The 8,444-nt window shown below is 68.6% G+C and carries 9 protein-coding genes and 2 pseudogenes; 5 read left to right on the top strand and 6 right to left on the bottom strand.

Annotation, left to right across the window (positions count from 1 at the left end; translation table 11 throughout):
- Nucleotides 1-219, bottom strand: a pseudogene (locus tag D7Y21_RS38545) (uracil-DNA glycosylase); the annotation flags it as partial.
- A 225-nt stretch (nucleotides 220-444) separates the two neighbouring features.
- Between D7Y21_RS38545 and D7Y21_RS38540 the strand changes: the two are divergent.
- Nucleotides 445-1,008, top strand: a complete 564-nt coding sequence (locus D7Y21_RS38540; protein WP_120562671.1) for an NADPH-dependent FMN reductase — start codon at nucleotides 445-447, stop codon at nucleotides 1,006-1,008.
- Between the two features lie 5 nt (nucleotides 1,009-1,013).
- Here the strand turns inward: D7Y21_RS38540 and D7Y21_RS38535 are convergent, their stop codons facing one another.
- Nucleotides 1,014-1,805, bottom strand: coding sequence for a helix-turn-helix domain-containing protein (locus D7Y21_RS38535; protein WP_304988581.1), 792 nt, complete (start codon nucleotides 1,803-1,805; stop codon nucleotides 1,014-1,016).
- Between the two features lie 183 nt (nucleotides 1,806-1,988).
- Between D7Y21_RS38535 and D7Y21_RS38530 the strand changes: the two genes are divergently transcribed.
- From D7Y21_RS38530 to D7Y21_RS38515, 3 genes are all read left to right on the top strand, one after another.
- Entirely contained in the window at nucleotides 1,989-2,396 is a 408-nt protein-coding gene (locus D7Y21_RS38530) for a hypothetical protein (protein ID WP_120562669.1), read from the top strand.
- A gap of 72 nt (nucleotides 2,397-2,468) precedes the next feature.
- Nucleotides 2,469-3,374 carry a hypothetical protein gene (locus D7Y21_RS38525; protein ID WP_121718369.1) on the top strand — a complete coding sequence of 302 codons (906 nt, stop codon included), beginning with the start codon at nucleotides 2,469-2,471 and terminating at the stop codon, nucleotides 3,372-3,374.
- Nucleotides 3,375-4,077: 703 nt separating this feature from the next.
- Nucleotides 4,078-4,551 carry an SMI1/KNR4 family protein gene (locus D7Y21_RS38515; protein ID WP_120562666.1) on the top strand — a complete coding sequence of 158 codons (474 nt, stop codon included), beginning with the start codon at nucleotides 4,078-4,080 and terminating at the stop codon, nucleotides 4,549-4,551.
- Nucleotides 4,552-4,561: 10 nt separating this feature from the next.
- Here the strand turns inward: D7Y21_RS38515 and D7Y21_RS38510 are convergent, their stop codons facing one another.
- Nucleotides 4,562-5,464 carry a LysR family transcriptional regulator gene (locus D7Y21_RS38510; protein ID WP_120562665.1) on the bottom strand — a complete coding sequence of 301 codons (903 nt, stop codon included), beginning with the start codon at nucleotides 5,462-5,464 and terminating at the stop codon, nucleotides 4,562-4,564.
- Between the two features lie 115 nt (nucleotides 5,465-5,579).
- Here D7Y21_RS38510 and D7Y21_RS38505 point away from each other — a divergent pair, with 115 nt between their 5' ends.
- A complete protein-coding gene (locus tag D7Y21_RS38505; RefSeq protein WP_121718371.1) occupies nucleotides 5,580-6,638 on the top strand; it encodes an SDR family oxidoreductase in 1,059 nt (352 codons plus the stop codon).
- Here the strand turns inward: D7Y21_RS38505 and D7Y21_RS42065 are convergent.
- From D7Y21_RS42065 to D7Y21_RS38495, 3 genes and pseudogenes are all read right to left on the bottom strand, one after another.
- Nucleotides 6,628-6,798, bottom strand: a complete 171-nt coding sequence (locus D7Y21_RS42065; RefSeq protein ID WP_158627414.1) for a hypothetical protein — start codon at nucleotides 6,796-6,798, stop codon at nucleotides 6,628-6,630. The two genes, D7Y21_RS38505 and D7Y21_RS42065, sit on opposite strands and share 11 nt — an antisense overlap.
- A gap of 76 nt (nucleotides 6,799-6,874) precedes the next feature.
- Nucleotides 6,875-8,092, bottom strand: a complete 1,218-nt coding sequence (gene coaBC / locus D7Y21_RS38500) for a bifunctional phosphopantothenoylcysteine decarboxylase/phosphopantothenate--cysteine ligase CoaBC (RefSeq protein WP_121718367.1) — start codon at nucleotides 8,090-8,092, stop codon at nucleotides 6,875-6,877.
- Between the two features lie 40 nt (nucleotides 8,093-8,132).
- Nucleotides 8,133-8,444 (bottom strand): annotated as a pseudogene (locus tag D7Y21_RS38495) (carboxypeptidase regulatory-like domain-containing protein); the annotation flags it as partial.

The raw sequence follows: 8,444 nt of genomic DNA, 5'->3' as shown, positions 1-8,444 counted from the left end.
GGGAGGCGTGGGGGCGGCGGCCGGCTCGGGGGCCTTGGTCCGGGCGATCATCGTGCGCACGGACGAGGCGGCGGCGCGCTGCTGCTGGAGCTCGGCGGCGACCTTCGCGTCGACGAGGAGCGAGCGGCCCGCGGTCTCCTCCTGCCAGAGCAGGTGGCGGCGCACGTCCTGGAGTACGTCGGCCAGCTCCTGCATGGAATCAGGCGTGTCGTCGTTCACGGTGGTGGATCGGTATCGAAGGGGCCGTCCCGGTGCAAGGAAGCAGCCGGGGAAGTTGCCTGTACGCTTAGCCCAGGGTCGGGGCTTGCGCCACCTTCCGGGCGGAGGCACCGGGCACTGGTCGAATCAGGACACACCCCCCGCGTAACGCCCTTGGCCACGGGGCGGACCTGGGGAAGATGCCGGGCGCTGGTTCCACGCCCTTTTCCCAGGAGTTGCTCGCACATGATCAAGGTGGCCATCGTCGTTGGCAGCACGCGGCCCGGACGCAAGGCGGACAAGGTCGCGGCTTGGGTCCACGACATCGCGAAGAAGCGCAGCGACGCCACGTACGAGCTCGTCGACATCCAGGACTTCAACCTGCCCCTGCTGGATGAGCCGACCCCGCCGTCCGCGGGCAAGTACACCCAGGAGCACACCAAGAGGTGGAGCGCGGCGGTGGAGGGCTACGACGCGTACGTGTTCGTCACGCCCGAGTACAACCACGGCACGTCCGGCGCGCTGAAGAACGCGCTCGATTACGTCTACAAGGAGTGGAACAACAAGGCCGCCGGCTTCGTGGGCTACGGCAGCGCGGGCGGCGTGCGCGCGGTGGAGCAGCTGCGCCTGGTCGCCGCGGAGCTGCAGATGGCCACGGTGCGCGCGCAGGTGCAGCTGTTCCTCTCCACCGACTTCGAGCACTACACCGTCTTCAAGCCGGACCCGGCCAAGGAGAAGCAGGTGAACACGCTGCTGGATCAGGTCGTGTCCTGGGGCACGGCGCTGCGCACGGTGCGTGTGAAGCCGTAGCGGTTTCAGGTGTCCTGGCGGGCCCGCTCCGCAGCGGCCCGCCGCAGCACCTCGGCCGTCTCCGGGTCCGCCGGAAAGAAGGACTCGATGGCCAGCTCCGCGAGCGTGATGTCCACGGGCGTGCCGAACACGGTGGTGGTGCTGAACAGGGACAGGCGCCCCAGCGACGTGCGCACGCGCAGGGGCACCACCACACCCGCGAAGTCGCGCGCCTTCGCGTCCGGGGAGGACTCCGGCACCGGGTAGCCCTTCAGCTCCTCCAGCAGCGCCGCGAGCGTGGCGTCCCCGGAGACGTCCACCTGCCGGGTGAGGCGGTGGAGGACGTGGTCGCGCCACTGGCGAAGGTTGTCGATGCGGGAGGCCAGCCCCTGGGGGTGCAGGCTCAGGCGCAGGACGTTGATGGGAGGCTCCAGGAGCTCCGGCGCCAGGCCCTCCATCAGGATGCCCACGGCGCGGTTCGCGGTGACGAGCGTCCAGTGCCGGTCCACCGCCAGCGCGGGGTACGGCTCATGGCCCGCGAGCACCAGCTCCACGGCCTCGCGCGTGGCGTTGAGGGCGGGGTCGTCCAGGGAGCGTTCGGCGAAGACGGGCGCGAAGCCCGCGGCGACGAGCAGGCTGTTGCGATCTCTCAGGGGCACGTCCAGTTCCTCCGCCAGGTGCAGCAGCATGTCTCGGCTGGGCTGGGAGCGGCCGGTCTCCAGGAAGCTCACGTGACGGGTGGAGACCTCCGCGCGCAACGCGAGGTCCATCTGGCTCAGCCCGCGCCGCTGTCGCCAGCCGCGCAGCAGTTCTCCCACGGGACGGCTCTGCTGAAGGCTCGTCATGGAGGGGAAGATAGGGGGCGCACGTCATCGCATCCATTCCCTCGGAGGTAATCGACGCCGCACACCCGGCCGCGCATCTTGTCCATCAACGACGGACGGCCTTTCCCAAGGCCCGCGCCGTCGCGTTCATCCATTCCACTGAAGGGAACGTGTGCCATGAGCAAGACGAACGTGTCGGGAAGCCTGTTGCGCCGCGTGCTGCTGCTGGACGGCGTCGCCAGCGGGGCGACGGGCCTGTTGGGGGCGCTGGCAGCGGAACCGCTGGGGGCGCTGACGGGCCTGGAGCCGGGCATCCTGCGCGCGGCGGGGGTGGGGCTGATCCCCTTCGCGTTGCTGCTGGTGTACCTGGCGTCACGGGCCACCCTGCCCTCCTGGCCGGTGTGGTGCGTGGTCGCGGTGAACGTGACGTGGGTGGTGGACAGCGTGCTGCTGCTGACGCACGGGCCGACGACGCCCACGGGCCTGGGAGTGGCGTTCGTCATGGCGCAAGCGCTGGCGGTCGCGGTGTTCGCGGCGCTGGAGTACGCGGGCCTGCGACGAGGCACGACGGTGGCCACGGCCTGAGTGTCGGGTCCGCGCGGTTCGGGCGTCATGCCGTGCCGCGCGGACAGGCTGGCATTGTTATCGTGACGGGACATGGCTTCCTTCGCGCGCCCGTGGCTCGTCATCGCAGCGTTGTCCTCCGGGGTCTTCGGCTGCGCCACGCTTGGCGGCGCGCAGGGGAAGGACCTGGTGACGCTGCGCTACGCCTGGCCGGAGCAGTCGACCCTCCGGGTGATGCACACGGTGGACGTGCGGACGGACTGGAGCGGCCGGCAGACGGCGCAGCGCCGGTACTCGATGCGACTCGGTCCCGCGGATGGAGAGGGGCGTCGGCGGTTGGTGTTCCAGGACGTGGAGATCATCGAAGCCCCCTTCCCTGCCTTCGTGGAGCCGCTGGCCGCGTCCATCATCGACGCGCAGGGAGACTTCCAGGGGATTGATCCGCTGGAGGACGGCCCCGGCAAGGACCTGCTGGACGCGCTGCCGGTCAGCCCCATGAAGAAGGCCCAGATGGCGAAGGCCCTCAGCAACGGCCTGGAGCGTGAGGCCCGCAACCGCTGGGACGAGTGGGTCGGAAGCTGGCACGGAGCGAGCTTCACGCCTGGGAGGACGACGGTCGTGCCGATGACGATGTCCGTGGGCACCGGCCGCAAGAAGACCGAGGAGGTCTCTGCCGAGGAGCGTGTCCGGCTGGACGTGGGTGTGCCGTGCTCTGAGTCAGTGCCGGAGCCCAAGTGCGTGAAGCTGAAGCTTGTCCGTGAACCTGTCGGACAGTCGGACGAGACAAAAGGACGGTACGCGCGCGTGGAGCTGGAGTTGGTGACGGATCCGGCGACGCTGTCGCCGTACTCGTCACGCATCATCCGCATGGACCGCGTGGACTGGAATGGTGGGCGCGGCGAGCCTGACTTCCATGAGGCCGTGCACGTGGAGCAACACACGTTCATTCACGGGGTGGAAGGGACTCCGGGGCAGGTCGCGGCCGTGGGCTTGCGTTAGCCCGAGCTTGATTGTCGAACGCGCTCTTGCCGCGCTATCACCGCTTGCCGTGATAGCCATTCGTCTCATCCAGCGTGCCGCAAGCGCGGCGTCCCTTGTGGTCCTTGTTGGATGCGGCTCGGCCACCATCGGCACCACGGGCAATCCCGCCATGGCGAAGTGGGTGGCGCCGGTCGTCAGAACGCCGGACGGAGGGCAACTCCAGACGACCATCTACTATGGGCCCTGGCAGTGCAGCCCCGCGTTCCTATCCCGCTGCGAGTCAAAGTGCGCGGCGCAGGGCCATGCACTCATGGGTTGCATGTGGCTGGCCGACATCAAGGGGGACTGGCAGGGACGTTACCTGTTCATGCCTGCGGAGGCAGGCGGGCGTCTGGCCATCACCCACTGCTGCTGCGATTACCCGACGGTATCGGACGGAAAGTGGCGACGGGACACCTGGCAGTCCGCAAGAGAGTCCTTCCGCCGCAAGTGGAGCTCGGAGTTCGGAGACTGGCCGAAGACAAGCGGAGGTGAGAACTGGGCGGGTCACCACATCTTCGATCTCGCGCACGGTGGCGCCCCAACAGCCGCTGGCAACGTCATCCCTGTCCCCGGGGACGTCCACAAGGTGTTCACCAATGAGTATCCCGCCTGCTACGCCCCTGGAGGCAAGTGGCTCACGCCGGGCCCCGACCGGCCTTACACGGGCTGAGGAGCAAACATGTCGATGAAGCGCCTGCTCGACGAAGTCTCGCGGCTCCATTATCCCCGTCCGCCCGCCACGCCCGAGCAGGTCGCGGCCTTTGAAGCGCGCATGGGGTGGAAGCTGGACGAGGACCTGCGAGCCTTCTATCTGCACTGCAACGGAGCGACGCTCTTCGCCCCTCTCCCAGATGTGAACTACCACTTGTTGCCGTTGGAGCGCATTGAACGAGCGCGCGCTGCCATCTTCGGACGAGACGAGGACAGCGCGGGACCGGCCACGCACTACTGTGTGGTGGACATGCAGGACGGCGACTACGTCTTCGTGGACGTCGCGCAGCAGGCAGACGGAAACTATCCGCTGTTCGATGCTTTCCATGAAACGTACCCAGAGGTGGAACGCATCGCATCGTCCTTCGCGGAGTTCCTGGAGAAGGCGCTGCGCAGCGGCAACCGCTCGTTCTGGCTGAGCAGCGAACCGCTGGAAGGATAGGTGTGAGCAGTCAGCGCATGCCCACTTCGGCGAAGTAATCGAGAAACGCACGAATACGCGCAGGAAGCTGTTTCGCGGGATCGAGAAACACAGCGTGGAAGACCACGGTGTCCCCAGGGTTGCGGTCCTCCAGCACGGCGACCAGCCGTCCGGCCTTGATGTCCTCACGCACCTGGAAGGCGGCGATTCGCGCGAGGCCCGCCCCCGCGAGCGCCAGATGCCGCAGCGCTTCGCCGTCGCTGGCGAAGAGGGTCCCGGAAACGGGCACGTCCACCACGGCGCCACGCTCCGTGAGGGGCCACTGCTCCAGTGCGGGAGTGTGACTGGCCCCCATTCGCGTATGCCGCTCCAGGTCCGCGGCTGACTTCGGCGTGCCCATGCCCTTCAGATAGGCCGGCGCGCCGACGATGACCTTGCGCGTCTCCCCCAGCCTTCGCGCGATGAGGTTGGACGACTTGAGCGGGCCCGCGCGGATGGCTACGTCCGCGCGATCCTCCAGCAGATCCACCACGAGGTCCGTGAGCCCGATGTCCAGGCGGATGCCCGGATAGCGAGACTGGAACGCGGGCACCCGCGGCAGGAGGAAGTGCGTGCCATAGGGCACGTTGGTGTTCACGCGCACGCGACCCGACGGCGCGTCGTGGGACGTGACACCGCGCTCGGCAGCCTCCAGTTCCGCGAGCACCTGCACGCTGCGCTCGTAGAAGACGCAGCCTTCAGAAGTGAGCTGGAGGCCCCGGGTGTTGCGGTGCACGAGTCGCGCGCCCAGGCGCGCTTCCAGCCGCGCGACGAGCTTGCTAACCGCTGACGGCGTCATCCGCAGCGTGCGCGCCGCCGCGGAGAACCCCTCCTGCTCCACGACCCGGACGAAGACCTCCATCTCCCCGGAGCGATTGATTTCCAGACGCGCCATTGAATTGAACTCACAAGTCCTGTGCCTGGGACGGCTCTACCTCGTGACAGGGCACGCGAATACTAGACCCGTGCGGCCCGGAGACGGATCCACGTGGGGCCGCATGGAGAACCCCATGTCATCCACCAAGAACGTGGCCCTGGTCGTCGGGGCCAACGGAATCGCCGGACTCAACCTCATTGAACACCTCGAAGCGCTCGGCGGCTGGGAGGTCATCGGCCTGTCGCGGCGCGGAGGCGAGAACCGCCAGGGTGTGCGCTTCATCTCCGTGGACCTGCTCGACGCGGCCGACAGCCGCGAGAAGCTGAGCGGCCTGACGCAGGTGACGCACATCTTCTACGCCGCCTACCAGGACCGCCCGACGCTCGCGGAGCTGGTGGCGCCCAACGTCACCATGCTCGTCAACGTGGTGGACGCGGTGGAGCCTGTCGCCAGGAACCTCCAGCACATCAACCTGATGCAGGGCTACAAGGTCTACGGCGCGCAACTGGGACCGTTCAAGACGCCTGCCCGGGAGACGGACGCGCCGCACATGCCTCCCGCGTTCAACGTGGATCAGCAGGTCTTCCTGGAGCAGCGTCAGCAGGGCAAGGCGTGGACGTGGTCCGCGCTCCGCCCGTCCGTCGTGGTGGGCTACGCGATGGGCACCCCGATGAACGCGGCGCTGGCCATTTCGGTGTACGCGTCCATGTCGAAGGAGCTGGGCATCCCACTGCGCTTCCCCGGGCCGCCGTCCGCTTACGACATCCTCATGGACATCACGGACGCGCGGCTCCTGGCGCACGCCATGCTGTGGGCGGCGACGAGCCCCAAGGCCGCCAACCAGGCCTTCAACATCAACAACGGCGACCAGTTCCGCTGGAGCGAGCTGTGGCCGAAGATTGCCCGCATGTTCGACCTGGAGGTGGCCCCTCCCCTCCCCATCTCCCTGGTTGAAACGATGGCGGACAAGGCACCGCTTTGGGACAGGATGGTGGCGAAGCACGGGCTCGCTCCTACTCCATACACGGACATCAACCCCTGGCGTCATGCCCAAGGGATGTTCTCGATCAACTTCGATTTCCTCGCGGACCCGTCCAAGGCGCGGCGCCACGGGTTCCCGGGGCACATCGAAACAGAGACGATGTTCCGCGAAGTCTTCGCGGACTACCGCCGCCGCAAGGTCATTCCCTGAGCGCTTCGACGACGAGCGAGCGGAAGTAACGCGCACCCGGGTCCGCACCCGTCCGGGTGTGCCAGATGAGGCACTTGGTCATGCGCGGTGAGGGGAACGGCATCTCCACCGTGCGCAGGGACAGCATGTCGCAGAAGGCCCGGGCGACACGGCGGGGCACTCCCGCCACCAGGCCGGAGCGGGCCGCCGAGCCACACCTCTCGCGTGAGCCCGTGCTCAATCAGATGCCGAAGCGCTCAGCCGCGCGGTGACACGAGCAGCAGCGACAGGATCTCCCCTGCCACCGCGCGCTTGCTGCCTTGCAACACGCGGTCAGGGCCACTGCGCGAAATCACCGTCACCCGGTTCGTATCCGTCCCGAACCCCGCGCCTTCCGCGGTGACGTCGTTGGCGACGATGGCGTCCAGCCCCTTGCGCTCCAGCTTCTCGCGCGCGTGCTCCACCACCCGCTCCGTCTCCGCCGCGAAGCCCACCAGCACCGGACGCTTCGCCCTGCCCGCCACCTTGCGAGACGCCTCCAGCAACACATCCGGCGTGCGCACCAGCTTGAGGTTCTCCGGGCCCTCGCCCTTCTTCACCTTTTGCGGCGCGCGCGACTCCGGCCTCCAGTCGCTCACCGCCGCCGTGGCGATGAACGCGTCCGCGGACTCCACGCGCGACAGCACCTCTCGCGCCATGTCCTCCGCGCTCACCACGTCCACCACTTCCAGCCCCGTGCGGTCCACCGCGCCCACCGGGCCCAGCACCACCGTCACCTTCGCTCCCAACGCCCGTGCCTCGTGCGCCAGCGCCAGGCCCATCTTCCCCGTGGACGGATTGGAGATGAACCGCACCGGATCCAGGTACTCGCGCGTGGGGCCTGCCGTCACCAGCACCGTCTTGCCCGTGAGCGGACCGCCTCCCAGCCGCGCCGCCACCGCGGACACGATGGCGCCCACGTCCGCCAGCCGCCCCGAGCCCACGTCGCCGCACGCCAGCATCCCCGCGCCCGGCCCCACCGTGCTGAAGCGCGCTTCCTTCAGCAACGACGCCACGTTCTCCTGCGTCCGGGCGTTCTCCCACATCGCCACGTTCATCGCGGGCGCCAGCACCACCGGCCCCTTGAAGGCGAGCAGCGACGTCGTCACCGCGTCGCCGCCCAAGCCCGCGCGAATCTTCGCGATCAGGTCCGCCGTCGCGGGCGCCACCACGTACACCTCACCCCAGCGGGCCAGGTCCAGGTGGCCGAAGTTCCCCTCCTGCGCCGGGTCGAAGTAGTCCGTGAGCGGCGGGTGCCCCACGAGCGCCTGGAAGGTCAGCGGGGTGACGAACTGGCGCGCGGCCTCTGTCATGGCCACCCGCACGTCCGCGCCCGCGCGGCCCAGCTCACGCACCAGCTCGCAGGCCTTGTACGCCGCGATACCGCCACCCACTCCGACGATGATCCGGCGACCCTTCAATGCGGATGCGTCCATGCGGATTCATTACGCGCCAGCCCGCCCGGTCGCAACCCGACTACCGCAGGGACACCTCGCCCTGGGTGGGAACGTCCACCGAGCGCACCACCGGGCCCGACCCGGGCATCTCCGCGTGGAAGTAGCCCCACACCAGCGTGTACCGGCCCGGCCGCAGCCCCTGCACCACCACCCGCTCCGACATGGGCTGGTACACCAGCTGCGCGAAGCGCGAGCGCAACAGCTCCGTGGGCGGATTGCCCACCGACCCCACGTCACCCGGCACCACCCACAGCGCCTTGCCCCGCTCCGGCTGGATCAGCACCGTCACCGAGCCCGTCCCCGGCACCGGGCCCAGGTCCAACGTCATCTC

Origin of the sequence: Corallococcus sp. AB045 (assembly GCF_003668895.1) — a bacterium.
GTDB lineage: Bacteria > Myxococcota > Myxococcia > Myxococcales > Myxococcaceae > Corallococcus > Corallococcus coralloides.
Note: the sequence above shows the minus strand (reverse complement) of the source record. Positions and strands in the feature narration are given on the sequence as shown.